The organism is Sphingomonas sp. H160509 (genome assembly GCF_024124765.2).
Taxonomy (GTDB): Bacteria; Pseudomonadota; Alphaproteobacteria; order Sphingomonadales; family Sphingomonadaceae; genus Sphingomonas.
This window is the reverse complement of the sequence record NZ_JAMXSR020000002.1, coordinates 3,766,132-3,786,240: the sequence shown is the minus strand read 5'-3', so window position 1 is coordinate 3,786,240 and position 20,109 is coordinate 3,766,132. Positions and strand designations below refer to the sequence as shown.

Below are 20,109 nucleotides of genomic sequence, written 5' to 3'. Positions count from 1 at the left end.
CCCGCGAAGGCGGGAGTCCAGACGGGCTCCCGCCTTCGCGGGAGAACATGGTAGGCAAGCGCATGGATCGCCCCAACTACATAACCCCCGCCGGCTACGCCGTACTCCGCACCGAATACGAACAACTCCTGTCGACCGAGCGCCCCGCCCTCGTCGAAGTCATCTCCTGGGCGGCAGGCAACGGCGACCGGTCCGAGAACGGCGACTATATCTACGGCCGCAAACGGTTGCGCGAGATCGACCGGCGGCTGGGGTGGCTTTCGAAGCGGATGAAGGCGGCGAAGGTCGTCGACCCGGCCGCGCAGGAAGACCGCTCGCGCGTTTGGTTCGGGGCCTGCGTGACGGTCGCGGACGAGGATGACGTCGAGCGGATCCTGACCTTGGTAGGCGACGACGAGACCGACGCGAGCAATGGCCGAATCGGCTGGAACTCGCCATTCGCACGCGCCTTGCGCGGCGCTGCGATAGGTGACGTCCGGCGGGTAGACCTCCCCGCCGGGGAGCGCGAGTACGAGGTGATGGCAATCGCCTACCCCTGACGTTGCGATCCTCCCCCGCAAGGGGGAGGTGGCTGGCGCTTGCCAGACGGAGGGGGGCGGTAAGGGAAATCGCTGTTCCGTGTCCTCCCCCTTCCGTCACCTGCGGTGTCACCTCCCCCTAGCGGAGAGGATCGTGAGAGCGCGTCCCGCAAACGATGCGTTTCGATCTACACGAATTGACCTTGTGCCGCCCCCCGTGTGACGTTTCGCCCACGCAACGACACTCGAGGAATCCCCATGCCGATACCCGCCACCTGGTCCAGCCGCCTGCTCAGCGTCATGCGCATCGTCGTCGCGCTGGTGTTCTTCAGCCACGGCATCTCGAAATTCTTTGGCCTGCCCCCCTTCCCAATGCCGATGAACCCGTTGCTGACCGTCGCCGGCGTGCTCGAAGTCGTTGGCGGCGGTTTGCTGATCGTCGGCCTGTTCACGCGGCCGGTCGCGTTCGTGCTGTCGGGGATGTCCGCGGTCGCGTATTTCATGGCGCACATGCCGAAGGGCCCCTTCCCGATCGCCAATGGCGGCGAGGCGGCGGTACTCTACTGCTTCGTCTTCCTGTACCTCGCTGCGGCCGGTGGCGGCGCGTGGAGCGTGGACGCGGCGCGCGCGCGGGGCTAACCTCTAACGCATGATCGATACCACAACGCGCAACGTCGCCCTCCTGATCGACGCGGACAATGCGTCCGCGGCGACCCTCGACCCGGTGCTGACCGTCCTTGCCGAACTCGGCACGGTCAACGTCCGACGGGTCTATGGCAACTGGTCGAAGCCCGCGCTGAAGGCGTGGAGCGACATGTCGATCAAGCACGGCATCGAGCCGCAGCAGCAGTTCGACTTGACCAAAGGCAAGAACGCGACCGACATGAAGATGACGATCGACGCGATGGACCTGCTGTTCCGCGGGCGCATCGACGGCTTCGGGATCATGTCGTCGGACAGCGATTTCATGCCGCTTGCGACGCGCATCCGCCAGGACGGCATCCCGGTGTACGGCTTCGGCACGAGCCGCACGCCGGAAGGGTTTCGGCAGGCGTGCACGCGGTTCATCGACGTCGGCGCGCTGAACGAGACGTCGCAGCCGATGCAGGTGCCGGCGCCTGCTTCGGTGGCTGGCGAGAAGCCCGCTACCCCGGCGCCGGTCGCGCGGCCTAAGACGGCACAACCGATCGACGAGCAGGTGATCAAGCTGCTGATCGACGCGTACAACGCGGTGAAGCGCGACGAGAAGGGGGTATGCCAGCGTCGCCGAACTCGGCCAGCTGGCGGGTAACCGATCGAGCTTCGATGCGCGAAATTACGGCTTCAATCGGCTGTCGGACCTGATCGAGACGATCCCGAATTTCCAGCACGAGCGCCGCGAAGGTGGGCGGTCTTTCGTGAAGCGCTTGCGGTAAACACTTCGCACTTAACAAGAAGGTGCACCTCCCCGGCGAAGGCCGGGGCCCAGTTGGGGGACGTTGCTAACTGAGCGCCGCGCTTAGTTACTGCGACCTTTCCAACTGGACCCCGGCCTCCGCCGGGGAGGTGGCTTTGATCTAGCGAGGCCAAATTTCGGACTCACCCCGTAGGCTGCAACCGCCCGCCCGGCTCGCTCATCCCGTGCGCCTGTTCCTCGCTGTCGTCGGGCACTACCAGCGCACCCTTGCGCCAATTGCCATAGCGATAATACCACGCGGCAATCGCCAGCGTCGTGAACGACCCCAGCGGAAAGCTCCACCACAGCGCATCCGCCCCAAGCCACGGCTTCGCCAGCAACGCAAAGCCGATCCGCACCGGATACAGCGCGACGATCAGCGCGATCAACGGCGCGATCACCGCGCCGTTCGCGCGGACGGTCGAGAACAGCACCATCGTCATGCCGAACAGGATGAAATTCCAGCTCGCGATCAGCTGGATATGTCGTGCGATCGGCAGCGCGGGGCTCGCGCCACCGATAAACAGCGTCATCACCGGGCGATCGAACAGGATCACCACGCCAACCATCGCGCCGGTCAGCGCGATGTTGAAGAGCAGGCCGTACTTCGTGATGTCGCCGACCCGGTCCCACCGCCCCGCGCCGATATTCTGCGCGGCCATCGAACTGACCGCCGCGCCGATCGCCAGCGCGGGCATCTGGATATAGGTCCAGAGCTGTTGCGACACCGCATAGGCCGCAGCGGTGTCGACGCCGAGCCGGTTGACCAGCCCGACCATCGCTAGCCCCGCGGTCGACATGACGAGCATCTGCGCGCCCATCGGCAGGCCTTTCCGCACGATCGTGCCGGTCAGCGCGCGCTCGGGGATCAGGTAGCGGAGTTCGTTGCCGCGGAGCCGCAATGGCAGGTCGCGCTTGTAGATGTAGACGATCAGCCCGAGCAGCGAAACGTGGCTCGCGACCAGCGTCGCCATCGCCGAGCCCGCGATCCCCATCTGCGGGAACGGTCCGATACCGGCGATCAGCAACGGGTTGAGCCCGCTGTCGAGGATCGCGCTGAGCAGCATGAACCAGAGCGGCGTCATCGAATCGCCGGTGCCGCGCAGCCCCATCATGAGGAGGACCATCATCATCGACGCAGGCAGCCCAAGGAAGATCACGCGCAGATAGGCAAGCGCGAGCGGCATCGCGTCGCCGGGGGTAGCAAGCAGATGCAGGATCTCGGGTGCGAACACCCAGCCAAGCGCGGCGATCACGATCGCTCCGCCGAGGACCAGGCCTACCGCGGAGCCGAACGCCCGGCGTGCACCCTCCAGATCATGGCGGCCGAAGCTCTGGCCGACCAGGATCGTCGCCGCCATGCCGAAGCCGAACACCGCGCCGAAGGTGAGGAACATGATGATGTTCGCGTTCGACGTCGCGGCGAGTGCGCCCTCGCCGAGGTAGCGACCGACCCAGATCGCGTTGATCGAGCCGTTGAGCGACTGGAGAATGTTCGAGCCAAGTGTCGGCAGCGCGAAGGCGAGCAGGGTGCGACCGATGTGCCCGGTGGTGAGGTCGCGCTGGCCCGGCTTTCCGCGGGGGGGATCGGCATTCGGGCTAGAGGCGTCGCGGTGAATGGAGCCGGTCTCGATGTCGGATGGAAGGTCGCTCACACAGTCTCTCCGTCAGGCCGAACTCGGTCCGGCATATACCGGCGAACGGGCAGGCGCCCTGTCATGTCGAGTGCCTAGCCGCGGAGTGAACTCCGGAACAAGCCGGTAGGTCCCGTACGCGAACCAAGCGGGCCGTGTTTCCCCGCGGAGGCGGGGACCCAGTCTGGACTCCCGCCTTCGCGGGAGAACAAGAAGGTGGTCGGATACTCTGCACGGCAGAGCCACCCCGCCTCAAACCGTCACCCCAGCGAAAGCTGGCGTCTCCAGACTATCGGGTGGCCGATGCGCTTTCCAACGGGGATACCCCGGCTTTCGCTGGAGTGACGGGTGTTCGGTTTGAGTAAGACCGAATTACACTACGCATTCCCCTCCCGCTTGCGGGAGGGGTCAGGGGAGGGCACGACGTACGTACTGGCGTCCGGCTTCTTGGGCCACGCCCCTCCCCAACCCCTCCCGCAAGCGGGAAGGGAGCAGGTTAGCCCAGGCGTCCGAGCGCCGCTTGCAGGCGAGCAGCTTCGGCGGCCTTGTCGGCGTGGTCGGCCTTGGCCTTTTCCACCGCTTCGGGCTTGGCGCGTTCGACGAAGCTGGCGTTGCTCAGGCGGCCGGACAACGCGTCGCGCTCCTTCTCCGCCGCCGCGATCGCCTTGGTCAGGCGGGCGCGTTCGGAGTCGAGGTCGATGACGCCTTCCAAAGGCAGGACGAACGTCGCTTCGTCGACCACGACCTGCGCCGCGCCGCCGGTGGCTTCGCCGTCGGCATGCGTAACGCGGGCGAGACGCGCGAGCGCAGGTGCCTGGCGTTCGAGCCGCGCCAAGGTCGTCGCATTCGCATCGCGGACGTGGAGCGGCAGGCGTGCGCCCGGGGGCACGTTCAACTCATTCCGCGCGGTGCGGATTTCCTGAACCAGACGGATCAGCCAGTCGACTTCCTTGCTCGCCTCGGGATCGAGCGCGCGCGCGTCCGCCATTGGCCATTTCGCGACGATCAGGTCGTGATCACGCGGGCCCATCGCGTGCCAGAGTTCCTCGGTGATGAACGGCATGAACGGGTGGAGCAGGACCAGGATCTGGTCGAGCACCCAGCCCGCGACCGCCTTCGACTCGGCATCGATGACACCGCGCTCATCGCCGACCATCTGCGGCTTGATCAGTTCGAGATACCAGTCGCAGAACCGGCTCCACGCGAACTGGTAGATCGCGTTGGCAGCGCCGTCGAAGCGGTAGTCGGCGAGCGCGAGGTCGACCGTCTGGACGGTCGCGATCGTCTCGGCGATGATCCATTTGTTGACGGCCAGTTCCGCGCGCGGTGCCTCCAGCGTCGTGCTGGCGACGATCCCGTTGGCCTGCGCGAACCGGGCGGCGTTCCACAGCTTGGTAGCGAAGTTGCGATAGCCCTCGACGCGCTTCTCATCCATCTTGATGTCGCGGCCTTGGCTCTCCATCGCCGCCATGAAGAAGCGTAGCGCGTCGGCGCCGTAGGTATCGATCAGGCCGAGCGGGTTGACGACGTTGCCCTTCGACTTCGACATCTTCGCACCGTCCGCCGCACGGACGAGGCCGTGGAGGTAGAGCGTGCGGAACGGCACGTCCTTCATGAAGTGCAGCCCCTGCATCATCATCCGCGCGTTCCAGAAGAACAGGATGTCGAAGCCGGAAATGAGCACGTCGTTCGGATAGCGTCCGCTCAACTGCTTCTGCTCCCTCTCCCCTCCGGGGAGAGGGTCGGAATGAGGGGTCGTGCCGGGTGCTGCGCTGCTTGGCTGCCCCTCACCCTGGCCCTCTCCCCCGGAGGGGGAGAGGGAACGGCACCTTCCTCAGGCCAGCCGAGCGTGGCGAAGGGCCAAAGGGCGCTGGAGAACCAGGTGTCGAGCACGTCGGGATCGCGCGTAAGGCTCACGCCCTCGCCTGCTAAGGCCTGCGCTTCCGCCTCGGTTTCGGCGACATACGGCGTACCATCCGGGCCGAACCATGCCGGAATCTGGTGCCCCCACCACAATTGCCGCGACACGCACCAGGGCTGGATGTTGTCCATCCAATTGAAGAACGTCTTCTCCCACGTCTTGGGCACGATATCGATCGCGCCGGTGCGCACCGCCTCGATCGCCGGCTGCGCGAGCGTCTTCGCGTCGACATACCATTGGTCGGTCAGCCACGGCTCGATCACCACGCCCGAACGGTCGCCATACGGGGTCTGGATCGTGCGCGGCTCGGCGTCGTGCTCTTCGCCGTCCTTGTCGACGTGCGCGATCAGGAAGCCTTCGGCCTTTAAACGCGCGACGACTGCCTTGCGTGCCTCGGCGGTCGTCAATCCAAGCAGGTCGGCGGGGATTAGCCCATCGGACACCTGCACGACGCGCGCCTTGGCATCGAGCATGTTGAGCATCGACCCCGCGGCCATCCCTGCCCGCTTGCCGACCTCGAAATCGTTGAAGTCGTGGCCCGGCGTGATCTTCACCGCGCCCGACCCGAGTTCCGGATCGGCATGGTCGTCGGCGATGATCGGGATCAAACGGCCGGTGATCGGCAGCTTCACCTGCTTGCCGATCAACGCGGTGTAGCGCGCGTCGGAGGCGTTCACCGCCACCGCCATGTCGGCGAGCATCGTCTCGGGCCGCGTGGTCGCGACCTCGATGAACCCCGATCCGTCTTCAAGCGGATAGCGCAGATGCCAGAAGCTGCCCTTGATCTCGCGCGTCTCAACCTCAAGGTCGCTGATCGCGGTGCCGAGACCTGGGTCCCAGTTCACCAGGCGCTTGTCGCGGTAGAGGAGCCCCTGTTTGTGGAGGTCGACGAACACCTTCAGGACGGCCTTCGAAAAGCCCTCGTCCATCGTGAAGCGCTCGTTCGCCCAGTCCATCGAGCAGCCGAGCCGGCGGAGTTGCTGCGTGATCTCGCCGCCGCTCTCTTCCTTCCACGCCCAGACCTTCGCGACGAACTCCTCGCGCGTGAGATCGGTGCGCTTCTGCGGCGGGGTCAGCGCACCCATCTGGCGCTCGACGACCATCTGCGTGGCGATGCCCGCGTGATCGGTGCCGACCACCCACAATGCATCCTTGCCCTTCAGGCGGGCGTGACGCGTGAGGATGTCCTGCAGCGCGTTATCGAGCGCGTGGCCGATGTGCAGCGAGCCCGTAACGTTAGGCGGCGGGTTGACGATCGTCCACGGCTCGGCGTTCGGACGGTCGGGGCGGAACTGGCCGCTCGCCTCCCAATGCGCATACCAGCGCGATTCGATGGAGGCCGGGTCGAAGGTTTTGGGAAGCTCGCTCATGCGCCGAGGCCTTAGCGAGCGCGACGCGAGGAAACCAGCCTCGCGTCCGCGCCCGTGACTTGTGAGCCTAGGGCTGCTGGTTCATGATCTTGGCGATCTCGCGCGAGACCATGTCCTCGACCATGTTGGGAAGGTTGGCGTCGATCCATTCGCGCAGCATCGGACGGAGCATTTCGCGCACCAGGCCCTCGAGCGTGCCGTCATTGCCTGTCTCGGGTTTTACCATCATCCGCGTCAACGCCTCGAGCGGCGCGCGCGTTGCAGCGGCGGTGTGGCGCGAGACGATCGGCTCGGCCGCCGCGTCGATGGCCGGCTGCGGCTTGGCACTCGGCGCGGGCTTTGGCGATGTCATCTGGGGGGGCCATTTGCGGCGCGGCGTGGCGTGGCTCGGGCGGGGTATCGGCAGCATTGAGCACCGGGGACTTGGGCGGGCGCGGCGTACGATCGGGCATGGGGTCGCTCAGTTCGAGAATCTCATCGTCGTCATGGTCGCCGTCGAAATAGGCGGGATCGAGATCGACCGGCGCGGACGTTGCGCGCGAAGGCCGACGCGAACGGCCGGGCGTATCGCCCTCTTCCGCAATGATGCGTTTGATCGAAGAGAGGATTTCCTCCATCGACGGCTCGCCGTTGACATCCCCCATCCGGACCATCCCAAACCCCGTAGCCCCGCGCGCCCCTATTGGCGGCTCGGCGCGTCCTTACCTGTCGTCAAGGCGGGGTTCCTGTCAACCGGCGTATCGAGCAACGGGTCGTACTGCGCCTGGACCGTGGCGTTCTGCGCGGGCGACTGCGCGGTGCGGGTCGCGACCGGCACGGGCTCGCCGTCGCCGCCGAAATCCCAGATCTTGCGGCGGACGCGGTTGTAGTTCGCGACCGGGTCGTACAGCACCCCACCGTCGAGCCCGAGGTCGCGCGCCTCGGCCTGGCCCATCGCGGCCAGCAGCGCGAAGCCCGCGACATACGCATCGCGCCGCGCGGTCACGAGCGTGACCTGGCTGTTGAGCAATTCCTGCTCGGCGTTGAGGATGTCGAGGATCGTGCGCGTGCCGACGCTATTCTCGGCGCGAACGCCTTCGAGGCTGAGCTTGTTCGCATTCACCGCGGTCTCCGACGACTGGATCACCTGCTCCGACGAGCGCCAGAAAGCATAGGCGGAACGCGCCTGGGCGATCACGTTGCGCTCGGCTGCGGCGACGTTCTCGATCGCGCGCGACTGGAACGCCTCGGCCTGGCGAACCTGCGCGGCGGGACGCCCGCCCTGGAACAGCGGCAGGGTCAGCGACAGCCCGGCCTGCACCGCCTTATTGGCGTTGGGAATGCCGTTGACGCCGCCGGGCACCGACGCGATCGAGCCGAGATAGTTGGTGTAGCTCGCGCCCCCGACCGCACTGATCTGCGGAAGCCGGCTCGCGCGGGCGACCCCGACGTCGTAGCGGCTCGCGTCCCGCTCCTTGGCGGCGGCGATCAGCACCGGGTTGTTGTCGATCGCGACGGTCACGGCCGAGGCCGGACTGTCGGGCAGATGCGGCAGCGTCGGCGGGGTGTCGAGCGTGCCCGGCGGCGTCCCGACCAACTGGATATAGCTTTCGCGGCTGGATATCAGATTGGCTTGTGCGGACTGAAGCTGCGCGCGGGCAAGCGCGAGGCGTGCTTCGGACTGGGCCACGTCGGTGCGGGTCAGGTCGCCGACCTGGAAACGGTCGCGGCTGGCCTGAAGGTTGACGTCGAGAACGCGGACGTTCTGCGTGTTCAAGCCAACGATCGCCTCGTCGCGGATCACGTCCATGTATGCCGCGACGACGTTGGTGAACAAATCGGCTTCGGTACTCCGCAACGTCGCGCGGCCACCCTCGACACGAGTCTTTGCCGCGGCAACCGAATTGCGGACCTGCCCACCCTGGTACAGCGGCACCGACACGTTCGCTCGCGCAACGCCCTGACGCGGCGGCGCGAGGAAGTTGTTTTGGCCGGTGACGAGGAATTCGGTGAGATCGCCGGTCGCGTTAGCCGACGGCAGCCCCGCCGCGCGGGCGATCGGCACGTTCTCATCCGTCGCGCGCAGGGTAGCGCGCTGTGCCGTGATCGTCGGGTTGGTGTTGTACGCCTTGACCAGCGCCTCCCGCAGCGTCTCCGCTTGGAGTGGTGCAGCGCTATACGTCAGCGCAACACTCAGGAGCAGACTGCGGAGAAGTGCGGCGCGGGCCATGGTTTTCTGCTCAGAACCGGAAGGGTTTGGGGGCGTCGAAGCCAGGCAAGCTCACGCATTCGACATCGACGAACGCCGACAGCGCAAACCCGCCATCGGTCTTGCGGCCCGATGCGAGCCGGGTCAGTCCGCGCTCGGCGATTCCTGCGGTCACACGGCCACCCGACTTGACCTGCGTGATCAACGCGTCGGGCACGGTCTCGACCGCGCCATCGACGATCAGCACGTCATAGGGCGCGCCGGCGGCGTGGCCGTCTTGCATCGGTGCCTCGACGAGTTCGACATTACCGGTCCCGGCGAGTGCCTCGCGGGCGATCGCCAGCAAGGCAGGATCGCTCTCGACCGCGACGACCGATCCGACGATCTCGGCCAGCACCGCCGCGGTATAGCCGGTCGCGGCACCGATCAGCAGGACGCGGTCGGTCGCGGTCAGATAGGCTTCGGTGAGCAAACGGCCGGTCGCCATCGGCAGGTTGGCGTAGCGTCCGCGTCCCAGCGGGATCGTCGCGTCGCGGTATGCGAGTGCGCGGACGTCGGCGGGCATGAACGCCTCGCGCGGCACGCGTGCCATCGCCGCGACGACGCGCTGGTCGTTGACCGCGTTGGTGCGCAACTGGCTCGCCACCATCGCGTGACGCATCGTGTCGAACGTTGCGGGAGCCATGGACACGGTAGTCCCGCCGATCTCATGGGTATCGGCTGCGAGCGAAGGAGTATCGAGAGTCGTCGTCGTCATGGCGCATCCTGTCGCACAACTGTTTTAGCCACGCAATACACTTGTTTCGGATCGCTCCGATATCGCGCGGCCGGATATGGTCCGTCTGTTATCGCGTGGGCGCGGCAACGCCAAGCATCGGTTGGTCGGATTTCGCCACGATTCACACGGGCGTCGGCAACGGGCCTGCGGGGGACCGGGAGACGCCCCGCCCGCCCGTGTGACACCGAGATGCCGCGAACGGGGCGTCGAGGGCGCACGAGAAATCCCGGCAACACCTCTGCGCCCGTCTTTAGCACCCGATCGCGGAACCGTCCCGCGAAATGACCCGCTGTTGCGTCGTGCGGCTCGAGTCGCGCGGTAGCGCATCGCGGGCCGGCGCCTTTTCGATGTCGTGCAGCACCTGCGTCGGCGATCCCAGCACTGCATTCCGCGCCCGCAGGCTTGCCTTCAGGAACGGCTTGGTCAGCGCCATGAAACGCCGCGGGGTCATTCCCAAAAAGGTCGCCGAATCGCGCAGGAAATGGGAAGCATCGAAATAGGAGCGGTCGATCGTCGAATAGTCCGCCTCGCCGCCGGCCATCATCAACCGGACGAACGACCGCAGGAACCGTGCGCGCAAGAGGAGCATCTTGGGCGGGAACCCGAAATGGCGCACCGACAGGCGGCGCAGCGCGTGCGTCGGGATGTCGAGTTGTGCAGCGGCGGACGCGATGTCGGTCGGGCCGTCGGTCGCGAGTATCTCCATCAACTGCCGGATCTGCGGCGCATCGGCATGCGGCGGCCCCAGCCGCGCGAGCAACATCGAATCTAGGATGGGCGCGACGGCGGCATCATCCGGCGCGCCCTGCAAGCCCGCTACCAGATCGCGTGTGAAGGCCTTCCCGAGCACGTCTTCCAGCGGCACGATGCGGTTGCGGAAGTCGCCGGCCGATCGCCGGAACAATCGTGCCCATCCCAGCGCGCTGATCCCGAAGCCGATCATCACGCCGCCATGCGTCACCGCCTTCAACGCCTGGTTGGTGGGCCCGAACAGGCTCGCCACGGGCAGCGGATCATAGGTCCGCCGGCCGATCGAAACCGCGATCGGCCCGGCGTCGATCGCGATCCGCACGTTGGCGGTCGCCGGCAGGAACCAGTCGACCTGCCCTGCTTCGCTACCCGTGTCGGTTCGATAGACGTGATAGCCGGTGATATAGTCGGCGAGGCGCGGCTGCGGGCCGGTCATACCGGATTGCCATGCCCGACGGCATCGCGAACACCTCGTCATCGACACCCGTCGTATTCGTGCCGCCCGCAATCCTGTCCGTCTTCAAGCGCCCGCCCCTAAAGCCATTAACGTCCTTGCACTTAACCCTAAGCAAAGACGCTGACGTGTGCGAGTCACGATACGAGGCCAGGGACGAGGCCGGGGGCGGTAGCGCGCGACGCTCACCGCCTGCGGCGACGTGCGAGTCGAGGAAACCAGATTATTCCGCTGGGGACCGCAACTGCCGGTTGACCGCAGCGGAAAAACGAAGCATTTGCGCCGCCTTCACGCAATCGGGGCCCGATGGCGGAGTGGTGACGTAGAGGACTGCAAATCCTCGCACCCGGGTTCGATTCCCGGTCGGGCCTCCAGTGAATGCCGGTTTCGATCCCGGGCTGCCCAGGATTTCGTAACGAGAAATGCCGGCCCCACCCTGGTGGCGGGGGCGATCGTCCGGACAGCGACGTCACGACCCTTGTCGTTTTAAAATGCCCGGACTCCGGCACCCAGGACCGGCTGCCCCAGCAGAGCATTGTCCGCAGCGGCGTCTCAGTCTGAATGAACCGCAAAGTTTGTCCTGTTGTTCGTGCCGCAGCGTGAGCGACTTTCAGACATTATGGCTGAGCCCAAAAGCTTGGCTGCGCGTTGAACTGGCAAGGAGATGACCATGATCGACGATCCGAAAACCGACGACTCAACCCCGGCCGAAGAGGCAGAGGAGATGGAAAAGGTACAGGAGGACGCTGCCAAGGAGCGTGAGGAAAACGGCGGTTACCAATAGGCTTCGACACACTGCCGGCAATCGCCTTACCCCCATGGGCGGCGATTGCCTCTGCCCTATCCGTGCGACTCACAGACGCGATCCTTGTCGGCCACCTTTCCCGCACCATTCGAAGTTAACGTTCCGCTAACTCTCAATTTCCGGAACGTTAGGCCTTCGATGCGGCTTCTACGCTCATCTACAACCTGTCCCCGACTGGAACTGATGATGAGCACGAACTTGGTATCCGCGGTTTTCGATAATCATGCAGACGCCGAGCGCGCCGTGGACGAGCTTCGCGCAGCCGGTATCAACGACAGCGCCATCTCCATCGTTGCCCAGCATGACGGCAAGAACACCACCACGGACGGCAACGGCGACACGCAGGAGTTCGTCGGCAAAGTCGCGGCCGGCGCCGGGATCGGCACGCTGCTCGGCATCGCAGCCCCTCGCCATTCCGGGAGTCGGCCCCCCTCGTTGCCGCTGGCGCGATTGCATCCGCGGCCATCCCAGGCGCTGCGATCACGGGCGCGGCGCTCGGTGGCGCCGTTGGCGGGCTGGAGAAGGTTATGACCGATCACGGTGTCAGCCGCGTCGATGCCAGCTACTATGAAGGCCGTATCAACGAGGGTGGCGTGTTCGTCTCCGTCGATACCAGCGCTGCCGGGATCAACGCCGAAGACGCTGCCGATGTACTCTATCGCTCGGGTGGGCACACGTCGACGCGGACGAAGGTTTCGATGGCGTAATCGCCGACGTTTCAACGCCGGTCCAGCTGAAGGGGCGTTCCGATAACGGGACGCCCCTTCTGTTTTCGCTTGATAGATCGGTCATCCTACCCTGCCCCAGACGCATTCTTGCGCCCCCGGACCAACTCCTGACGTATCGACAATCCCCATCCGATACTGCCGCCGATACGGTCTCGCTAATCGCCGCATGACGACCAGCACCGTTTAGACCGCCATCCAATCGCTCTCGGCATCGTCGATCGCGGCGAAGGCGTCACCGTCGGCCTGCTGCTTGCGTAAATGTGCGCGCACGGCCTCCGGATCGCCGTTCTTGGGAAAGGTCCGATCCGCACGCGCGGCGTCGGCGATACCGTCGACCCAATCGCCGCGGTCGCGCTGCGTCAGCAGCCACTTGCCAAACGCGGGCTTAGGCTCCTGCTGGTCGTTGTCGTACTCGGCCATGATCGTGTCCTCGAATCGTTGGAACACTCATCGCATCGGATTGATGTTCCTGCAATGTTCTTGCGAAACAAACTGGATCGGATTTAACTAAATACAGGCCACGACCGGCAACCCGATAAGCCCAAAGGAAGCTGCGGTCGGAGATGCGGTCCCCCGGCACGGGCGACCGACATCTCCCAAGTCGACTTAGCGTGCGCCTAGTTCACACCCTGTTTGCGCGCGCCGGCAATCATGCCCTTTGCGATCTTGCGAACGGCTTCGTCGTCCTTGGTACCGTCGGTCGCCGGATCGCCGAGGTGGTCGAGGCTCTGTTCCATGAAGTCGAGGAGCCCGGCGTGCCGCGCTTCGACATATTCCATGAGCTTGAACAGCAGATGCTCCGTGGCAATCTCGCGCTGGCGGGTCTGTGTCGCGTCGTCGGACATCATGACGCCTCCATTGGCGTTGGCGCGCCTAGTTTCTGCGCGACTCGTGCTACGTCTTCGTCTTTCGGCTCCTCCGGCAGCTCTTCGCCCGGCAAGAGTGCGTCATCGGGAATGCCCGGAGCCGTGCCGGCAATCGGTTCGTCGATGGCGCGCTCGTTCGCACCGTCCGTAATCTTCTCTCTCGCTACCATGTCAGTCTCCTCCGTTGCGCTCAAACGCACAACGGGCGGTACGGAGCCACGTCATGACTACGGATCGTAGATAAGGCAGACCTAGAGATCGATGGCTTGGCGCGGCGCATGCAATTTTAAGCCGCCGGCATCGAGTGCTTCAGGTGGCGTGCTTCTTGGCGAACTCCGCAAAATACGCGTGCATGGTGGGATCGGCGATCGGCGCGATCAGCCTAGCCACATCGTCTGCAACTGCACCGTCACCGCGCAAGGGTCTGCCAGGCTGATGGCCCATTGCCCAGTCGGGAAAGCTGCGCTCGGCAATCGGGCGATTGTCAAGTGTCACGGCGGCGAAGTGGCGTCCGTCGGCCTTGATACGGTCGTATGTCTGCACAACCGCATCCGCCGGTCCTTCGAGCGCCTGCAGGAACCGACGTCCGCCAACAACCAACAAGCCCGTCACGCCGACCGCCGCATTGTTACGCCGCGACGCGCGCAGCACACCCTCAAGCTCGGCCTTCGATAGCTCGGAGCGGGCGGTACTGATGTAGATGAGACGTATCAACGCGAACTCCTTCGAGTCCGACGTAACCGCCGAATCTAAACGTCAAATTAAACGGGAATTGCGGCGGTGTGTTCGGGACAGATCAGCGCATTTGCCCGTAGAAGCACCGCCCCCCGCACCGTCATCCGACCCACCGGACATGGTCGCTGCCGACAGAAATCGAGTATCGACCACGGCGCGAATGGCTGTTCTCGGTATCACGCCAGGCTCGAGACGATACGCGTCGCATGGCCTCATCCTTGCTTTTGATGCCGATCTCGGCTGTTGCCCGGCGATGGATATTCCCGCGCTGTATCATTCGCTTATTCTCTGGATCGGAGACGGCACCGGCCTGCCCGACGCGATCCTCCATATCCATGCCGGGCTCATCATCCTCATGCTCGTGCGGCTCATCAGCGGCCGGTCGTTGGGGACGCTCATCCCCTTGCTGGTCGTCGTCCTGGCGGAACTTGGCAACGAAACGCTCGACTACCTCAATTACGGCATGCGCTGGGCCGACACGCTTTCGGATATCGGCAACACCATATTCTGGCCCCTGGTTATCAGCCTGGGCGTGAGATTGCGTCCCATGGTGCGACGAGATCAGACCGTGCAGTGAGAACGCGGGGGGTCAAAACCGCCGGTGCGTCGCGGTAGTTGGACCAAAGTAGATGCATGGAACCCGATCGTTCGAGCTCGGCGTTCCGTCATCGACGGAAACGGCTCGCTCGAGAAAAGGGAATAACACGCGCGAGCCGCAGTCCGGATGGCCGGATACGGTCTTGGGACGTAGCCGGCTCGGATTCCATGCGCCTGCAAGCGTCCGGGATCAAGCGCTTTTTTGAACACGGAGTATGCCGACCCGCCTTGGTGACGAGCCAAAGATTACGACGAGCCGACATACCCGCCCATCAACCAACGGACGGGCATGTCGGGCGCATTGTTCGAGACATCTGAACGCGTTGTGGCGGAGCCCCTTATCGAAGGCGCGACACAATCAGATCAGCGCATCCAAGAGACCGATCAGCGGGCGATCGGCGGGCGGCATCGGCAGGGAGTGCATCTCGTTCGGCCTCACCCAGCGTAGCGCGGTCGCTTCGAGCGCACGCGGCACGCCGGTCCATTTGCGCGTGATGTAGAGCAACAACAGCAAATGGCGTTCACCGAGCGGCGCGCTGGCGAACGTGGCAGGCGCGAGGCAGGCGTGCGGCACCGTGATCGCCAATTCCTCCTCGAGTTCGCGGATGAGGGCCGCTTCGGGGGTCTCGCCAGGCTCGACCTTGCCACCCGGGAACTCCCACAGACCCGCGAGCGACTTGCCTTCCGGACGTTGTTGCAAAAGCACGCGGCCTTCGAGATCGACCAATGCGGCCGCTACTACGGGCAGCAGCAACGACGCAGCGGGCATCGGTCCCGATACGGACGGATCGTTGGTCATTCCTTAATTTCCCCGCGACTAGACCGCATTCATGAGCCCCTATATCCGTCGCGACGCATGCCGTCATCCGAACGATCGCGCGCGTGCTGCGCGAAAGACGGGGGGCGACCGCGATTGAATACGGGCTCATCATCGCGCTGGTCGTGATCGCGATGATCGCCGGTCTCACCGCGCTCGCCGATACGACGACGGGCATGTGGGGCAACGTCAACTCGAAGGTCGCCAACGCGCGCTGATCCGCAAAAGAAACGGCGCCCACCTTAAACCTTTCTCAACCAACCACTTGTATCCCTCAAATCGCTGATCCGGTCCGTCCGGTGCAGCCGGGTGACACAGACGCAATCGAAACGATGGAGACCGGAATGAAGACGATCCGCAAGTTTTTCAAGAATTCCAAGGGTGCGACCGCAATCGAATACGGCCTGATCGCCGCGCTGATCGCCGTTGCCGCGATCGCCGCGATGCAGGGCCTGGGCGCCAGCCTCAAGACGACGTTCACCAACGTCTCAACGACGCTGAACAACGCGGCCAAGTAATCATCGCGCTGGAGAGCGGCGCATGCGCGACCGCTCTCCAGCATGACATGCGAGTCGAAAGGGCGGCGGAACCTCGGTTCCGCCGCCCTTTCTGCGTGGCTTAGAGACGACCCATTTTGAGGAACTTGGCCTGGCGGTCCTTGCGGAGTTCGCTCGGTGTGAGCGGGGCAAGGTCCCTGAGCGCAGACGACAGCGCGTCGGCGAGCGACTCGATCGCGGCCGCGCGGTCGCGGTGCGCGCCACCCAGCGGCTCGGGCACGATGTCGTCGATCACGCCGAACGATTTAAGGTCCTGCGCGGTGATCCGCATTGCTTCGGCGGCCTCGGGCGCCTTGTCGGCGGTGCGCCACAGGATCGAGGCGCAGCCTTCGGGGCTGATCACAGAATAGATCGCATGTTCGAACATCAGCACGCGGTTGCCCGCGGCGAGCGCGACCGCGCCACCCGAACCACCTTCGCCGACGATCGCCGAGACGATCGGCACGCCCGCATTGAGGCACGCTTCGGTCGAGCGAGCGATCGCCTCCGCCTGGCCGCGCTCTTCGGCCTGGATACCGGGGAAAGCGCCGGAGGTGTCGACCAACGTGATGATCGGCAGGCCGAATCGGTTGGCGAGTTCCACCAGGCGGATCGCCTTGCGGTACCCCTCGGGCTTGCCCATGCCGAAATTGTGGCGGAGGCGGCTTGCGGTATCATCACCCTTCTCGTGGCCGAGCACCATGATCTTACGTCCGCGGAAGGTCGCGAAGCCGCCGATGATCGCCTGGTCGTCGCCGAAGGCGCGGTCGCCGGCGAGCGGCACGAACTCGTCGAACAGCGCGGCAACGTAATCCTTGAAGTGCGGACGCTCGGGATGGCGGGCGACTTGCGTCTTCTGCCACGGGGTCAGGCGAGCGAACGTGTCCTTCAGCAGCTTGTCGGACTTCGCCTGCAAGCGGGCGATGTCGGTGGCGAGGTCGACGCTGCCTTCGGCGGCGGTGTCGCGGAGTTCGTCGATCCGGCCCTGGAGTTCGGCGATCGGTTTCTCGAAGTCGAGGAAGCTTGGCATCAGCGGCGGTTACGGCGCGGGCGCGCCCGCGTCAACGCGGCGGCATATCCGCCAGCGGGTGGCGCGTGTTGACGAGTTCGACGAGGCGGCTCGAATCGACGTGCGTGTAGATCTCCGTGGTGGCGATATCGGCGTGGCCGAGCATCGATTGCAGTGCTCGCAGATCCGCACCGCCCGCGAGCAGATGCGTGGCGAAGGCGTGACGCAGCACATGCGGGCTGACGCGGTCGGGGGGATGCCTGCCTCGGCAGCTATTGCCTTCACGAGTTGATACAGGCGGATGCGCGAGAGATGGCCCTTGCCAGAGGGGAACAGCCAGAGACGATCGGTCGCGACGTGGGTGCGCCAGACCGCAACGGCAGCCCGCGCGCGGTCGGAAATCGGGACGAGCCGCTCGCGCCCGCCCTTGCCGCGCAGGATCAGGAACGGGCGATCGGGGTGAACGGCGTTGCGCGGCAGGCTGACGAGTTCTGTCGCGCGCAAGCCCGAGCCGTAGAGAAGCTCGAACAACGCGGATAACCGTAAATCGTTAGGGTCGAGCGGATCGCGGGTGGCGCGCTCGGCGATCGCTGCGAAGAGGCGGTCGACGTCGGCGTGGCTGAGTATCTTCGGCAAGGTGCGTGCTGTGCCGGGTCGGGGTAGAGCCTTGCCGGGATCGTCGGCACGGTGGCCTTCATCGGCAAGGAACGCGAAGAAGCGGCGGAGCGAGGCGGACTTTCGGCCCACGGTCGAGCGCGACAACGCCGACCACCCGCTCGCGAGCTTGGCCAGCGCGTCCGCATTCGCGTCGCTCAGTCCACCTTCCAGCGCCTGCGAGGCAAGCGTCAGGTCGCTGCGATAGGCCGCCACCGTGTTCGCCGCGGCCCCGACCTCCGCAGTCATCATTTCGAGGAACCGATCGATCAGCGCGCGATCGCTGGCGTGGCTCACGCGCGCGCGATCGCCTCGGCCGCGATCATCCGCGCCTCGCCGTCGAGACCGACACCGCGCAGTGCACCGACGATGCGGTACAGCGCCTCCGGGGGATGTCCTTCCAGCTCCCCGCCTGCATGCCGACCGCCGCGAGCAGGACGACCGTCCCGGCCTGGCCGTCGCGGGCAGCGCGATCGAGCGCCCGCGTCCAGGCGTTGTCTGCGCCGATCCGAACGCCGAGCGACTGTGCCGCGCGTTCGATATCGCCTTGGTTGAGACGGCCAAGGCCTGCCAACCCTGCGAACAGCATGCGCTGCTTCAACGCCGAATCGCCTTCGCCACCGGTGTAGGACGCAAGGTCGGAATAGCTGAGGCGGCGATAGGCGTCGGGATCGCTGAGCATTATCATCGCCCAGGCGTCGCTGCCGCCGGGCACCGAGCCCAGCCAGCGCGCCGCGGTGCGATCGAGCCCCGCGGACAGCATCGAAGCAACCAGCAGATCCGCGTCAGCCTTCGCAAGATTGGGGTTCAACCGGGACGCCGCCCGCGCCGTCAGCACGAGCCGCGCATAGCTCGGACGCGCGTTCGCCCCGCCCCACAGCTGACGCAGTGCGGTGAGCCGCGAATCAGGGTTGCGATCGGCATAGGCGGTCTGGAGATCGTTGGCGGTCGCGGTGGCGCCACTCTGCGTATCGTCGTCGGTCGCAGCCGCAGCGTAGAGGTCGACGAGCGCGGCGCTGGACAGCACCCCCTGCCCCGCGGCAGCCTCAGCCGGAGCCAGTCGATCGCCGAGCGCGACGGAGGGCGACAGCGCCTGCCAGTATTGCACCTGCGGACCCGCCGTGCCGTACAGCTCGTCCGGCACCGTAACGCCGGTCGCCGTCGCGAGCCCGAACCGCCAAGCGGTCAGCCGGTCGACGCCGTCCCACTCGATCGTCACGGCCTGACGCCCCTGCGCACCAGCGCCGACGACTTTCTGCGCGAGCAGCAGGTCGACACCGCTGGCGACGTTGCGACGCTTGGCGGTCGCGATCAGTGGGCTCGCCTGCGCGGGGTTACCCGACAGCCCGGCGCACATCGCCTGCGCCATCGTCCAGCCGCGCGCCGGGGCGTAGCGCATCGCACCCGTGACCAGCGGGCACAGGCCCGCCGGATCGCCCGTCGCCAGCGCGGTGTTCATCGCGACCTGATAGAGTTTCGGCGTGTAATTGTCCGTGTCGACGGTCTGCGCGACCGCACGCGCGGCAACCGATTCGCCCATCCGCAGCAACAGCCACGCGCGTTCGGCAGCGAAGTCCGCGCCGTTCGTGCGGCTGGGCGTATCGACATGCGACACCAGCGCACGCCGCAACAGGATCGACATCCAGCGCGACGGCAGCGGCGCACTGAGGCGGCGCATCAGCGTCTCGACATATTGGCCGTCTGCTTCACCGAAGGCATCGGTATCGAGACCGCCTTCGCTAGCCGTGACCGGCCCCACCGTCGCGAGCGAGCGCCGCGCGGACGCCGGCATCTCGTATTGCGCAAGCACGGCCGGATCGACCGGCGCAGGCGTTGCGACAGGGGGCACCAGCGGCGCGTCGCCCGGCGTAGTGGGCGGCAAAGGCTGGATCATCGCACCCGGTTGCGCGGGTGCCGGAGCCGGAGCGGTCGGTTGCGCGGGATCGGTCGGACGGGTCGGCTGCGTACCGGCAGGCGGCGTGGGTCGCGGTGCGGGCGCAGGCGTCGGCTCGCCGAACCCCGGCGGCAGGATCGATTCGGGGCGATCCTGGCCGGTTGCGGGTGCCAGCGCGACCAAGGCTCCGACGGCAACCGCCGCCGCTAAGGATGCCTTAAGAGAGGTTCGCAAGCGTCACGGCCTTTTCGACGTGGCTCTGCGGACGCTCGGTCGCGCGGCCCGCCAGCAGGAACAGGCCGCCGACCACGACCACAAGAACGACGACGACCGAGACGATGAAACGGGACATACGACGTAACCTTGTAGTGGACGGGGGTAGTGGACGATCGGCGAAATATCGCGCGCCAAGAGCTTTTG

At 65.8% G+C, this 20,109-nt stretch carries 20 protein-coding genes, 1 tRNA gene and 3 pseudogenes; 9 read left to right on the top strand and 15 right to left on the bottom strand.

Translation table 11 applies throughout. The features are described 5' to 3' along the window. Positions 1-62: 62 nt before the first annotated feature. The 3 genes and pseudogenes from greB (at position 63) to NHF48_RS20495 (ending at position 1,933) form a co-directional block, all read left to right on the top strand. Positions 63-539 carry a transcription elongation factor GreB gene (greB, locus tag NHF48_RS20505; protein WP_253072504.1) on the top strand — a complete coding sequence of 159 codons (477 nt, stop codon included), beginning with the start codon at positions 63-65 and terminating at the stop codon, positions 537-539. Between the two features lie 237 nt (positions 540-776). Next, positions 777-1,157, top strand: a complete 381-nt coding sequence (locus tag NHF48_RS20500; protein WP_253072156.1) for a DoxX family protein — start codon at positions 777-779, stop codon at positions 1,155-1,157. Between the two features lie 10 nt (positions 1,158-1,167). Next, a pseudogene (locus NHF48_RS20495) lies at positions 1,168-1,933 on the top strand (NYN domain-containing protein). 163 nt (positions 1,934-2,096) lie between these two features. Here the strand turns inward: NHF48_RS20495 and NHF48_RS20490 are convergent. The 6 genes and pseudogenes from NHF48_RS20490 to NHF48_RS20465 all read right to left on the bottom strand — a co-directional run bounded on the left by NHF48_RS20490 (position 2,097) and on the right by NHF48_RS20465 (position 11,030). After that, entirely contained in the window at positions 2,097-3,572 is a 1,476-nt protein-coding gene (locus NHF48_RS20490) for an MATE family efflux transporter (RefSeq protein WP_446741224.1), read from the bottom strand. Positions 3,573-4,083: 511 nt separating this feature from the next. Beyond that, a pseudogene (locus tag NHF48_RS20485) lies at positions 4,084-6,878 on the bottom strand (valine--tRNA ligase). A gap of 67 nt (positions 6,879-6,945) precedes the next feature. Continuing rightward, positions 6,946-7,230 carry a DUF2497 domain-containing protein gene (locus NHF48_RS20480; RefSeq protein WP_253072155.1) on the bottom strand — a complete coding sequence of 95 codons (285 nt, stop codon included), beginning with the start codon at positions 7,228-7,230 and terminating at the stop codon, positions 6,946-6,948. 327 nt (positions 7,231-7,557) lie between these two features. Then, the gene (locus tag NHF48_RS20475; RefSeq protein WP_253072154.1) at positions 7,558-9,087 is read right to left on the bottom strand and encodes a TolC family outer membrane protein; all 1,530 of its coding nucleotides are present in this window, start codon (positions 9,085-9,087) and stop codon (positions 7,558-7,560) included. Between the two features lie 10 nt (positions 9,088-9,097). Next, the gene (locus NHF48_RS20470; protein WP_253072502.1) at positions 9,098-9,751 is read right to left on the bottom strand and encodes a protein-L-isoaspartate O-methyltransferase family protein; all 654 of its coding nucleotides are present in this window, start codon (positions 9,749-9,751) and stop codon (positions 9,098-9,100) included. Positions 9,752-10,094: 343 nt separating this feature from the next. After that, the gene (locus NHF48_RS20465) at positions 10,095-11,030 is read right to left on the bottom strand and encodes a helix-turn-helix domain-containing protein (protein WP_253072153.1); all 936 of its coding nucleotides are present in this window, start codon (positions 11,028-11,030) and stop codon (positions 10,095-10,097) included. Between the two features lie 318 nt (positions 11,031-11,348). Here NHF48_RS20465 and NHF48_RS20460 point away from each other — a divergent pair. The 3 genes from NHF48_RS20460 to NHF48_RS20450 all read left to right on the top strand — a co-directional run bounded on the left by NHF48_RS20460 (position 11,349) and on the right by NHF48_RS20450 (position 12,560). Continuing rightward, positions 11,349-11,422: transfer RNA gene (locus NHF48_RS20460), tRNA-Cys, on the top strand. Positions 11,423-12,039: 617 nt separating this feature from the next. Continuing rightward, positions 12,040-12,384 carry a general stress protein gene (locus NHF48_RS20455; protein ID WP_253072152.1) on the top strand — a complete coding sequence of 115 codons (345 nt, stop codon included), beginning with the start codon at positions 12,040-12,042 and terminating at the stop codon, positions 12,382-12,384. Next, entirely contained in the window at positions 12,381-12,560 is a 180-nt protein-coding gene (locus tag NHF48_RS20450) for a hypothetical protein (protein ID WP_253072151.1), read from the top strand. The genes NHF48_RS20455 and NHF48_RS20450 overlap by 4 nt, the downstream gene beginning before the upstream one ends. Before the next feature lie 204 nt (positions 12,561-12,764). Here the strand turns inward: NHF48_RS20450 and NHF48_RS20445 are convergent, their stop codons facing one another. The 4 genes from NHF48_RS20445 to NHF48_RS20430 all read right to left on the bottom strand — a co-directional run bounded on the left by NHF48_RS20445 (position 12,765) and on the right by NHF48_RS20430 (position 14,161). Then, positions 12,765-13,001 carry a hypothetical protein gene (locus NHF48_RS20445; protein ID WP_253072150.1) on the bottom strand — a complete coding sequence of 79 codons (237 nt, stop codon included), beginning with the start codon at positions 12,999-13,001 and terminating at the stop codon, positions 12,765-12,767. 197 nt (positions 13,002-13,198) lie between these two features. Then, the gene (locus NHF48_RS20440) at positions 13,199-13,426 is read right to left on the bottom strand and encodes a hypothetical protein (RefSeq protein WP_263816998.1); all 228 of its coding nucleotides are present in this window, start codon (positions 13,424-13,426) and stop codon (positions 13,199-13,201) included. Then, entirely contained in the window at positions 13,426-13,617 is a 192-nt protein-coding gene (locus NHF48_RS20435) for a hypothetical protein (RefSeq protein WP_253072148.1), read from the bottom strand. Before NHF48_RS20435 ends, NHF48_RS20440 begins: the two co-directional genes overlap by 1 nt. 139 nt (positions 13,618-13,756) lie before the next feature. Continuing rightward, a complete protein-coding gene (locus NHF48_RS20430) occupies positions 13,757-14,161 on the bottom strand; it encodes a BLUF domain-containing protein (protein WP_253072147.1) in 405 nt (134 codons plus the stop codon). A gap of 139 nt (positions 14,162-14,300) precedes the next feature. Between NHF48_RS20430 and NHF48_RS20425 the strand changes: the two genes are divergently transcribed. Further along, positions 14,301-14,759, top strand: coding sequence for a hypothetical protein (locus NHF48_RS20425; protein WP_253072146.1), 459 nt, complete (start codon positions 14,301-14,303; stop codon positions 14,757-14,759). 378 nt (positions 14,760-15,137) lie between these two features. On the opposite strand, the gene NHF48_RS20420 is transcribed toward NHF48_RS20425, so the two are convergent. Beyond that, complete coding sequence (locus NHF48_RS20420) at positions 15,138-15,578, bottom strand: (deoxy)nucleoside triphosphate pyrophosphohydrolase (protein WP_446741184.1); 441 nt, start codon at positions 15,576-15,578, stop codon at positions 15,138-15,140. An 83-nt stretch (positions 15,579-15,661) separates the two neighbouring features. Between NHF48_RS20420 and NHF48_RS20415 the strand changes: the two genes are divergently transcribed. Both NHF48_RS20415 and NHF48_RS20410 read left to right on the top strand, forming a co-directional pair. Continuing rightward, positions 15,662-15,814 (top strand): Flp family type IVb pilin, encoded by a 153-nt coding sequence (locus NHF48_RS20415; RefSeq protein WP_446741183.1) that lies wholly within the window; start codon positions 15,662-15,664, stop codon positions 15,812-15,814. 126 nt (positions 15,815-15,940) lie between these two features. Further along, positions 15,941-16,114, top strand: coding sequence for a Flp family type IVb pilin (locus tag NHF48_RS20410; protein ID WP_253072145.1), 174 nt, complete (start codon positions 15,941-15,943; stop codon positions 16,112-16,114). Positions 16,115-16,214: 100 nt separating this feature from the next. On the opposite strand, the gene NHF48_RS20405 is transcribed toward NHF48_RS20410, so the two are convergent. The 4 genes and pseudogenes from NHF48_RS20405 to NHF48_RS20390 form a co-directional block, all read right to left on the bottom strand. Further along, positions 16,215-17,162 (bottom strand): acetyl-CoA carboxylase carboxyltransferase subunit alpha, encoded by a 948-nt coding sequence (locus NHF48_RS20405; RefSeq protein ID WP_253072144.1) that lies wholly within the window; start codon positions 17,160-17,162, stop codon positions 16,215-16,217. 31 nt (positions 17,163-17,193) lie between these two features. Continuing rightward, positions 17,194-18,047: pseudogene (locus tag NHF48_RS20400) on the bottom strand (tyrosine-type recombinase/integrase). Positions 18,048-18,117: 70 nt separating this feature from the next. Further along, complete coding sequence (locus NHF48_RS20395) at positions 18,118-19,923, bottom strand: hypothetical protein (protein WP_253072143.1); 1,806 nt, start codon at positions 19,921-19,923, stop codon at positions 18,118-18,120. Continuing rightward, positions 19,907-20,041, bottom strand: coding sequence for a hypothetical protein (locus NHF48_RS20390; RefSeq protein WP_258191373.1), 135 nt, complete (start codon positions 20,039-20,041; stop codon positions 19,907-19,909). The genes NHF48_RS20395 and NHF48_RS20390 overlap by 17 nt, the downstream gene beginning before the upstream one ends. Between the last annotated feature and the right edge of the window lie 68 nt (positions 20,042-20,109).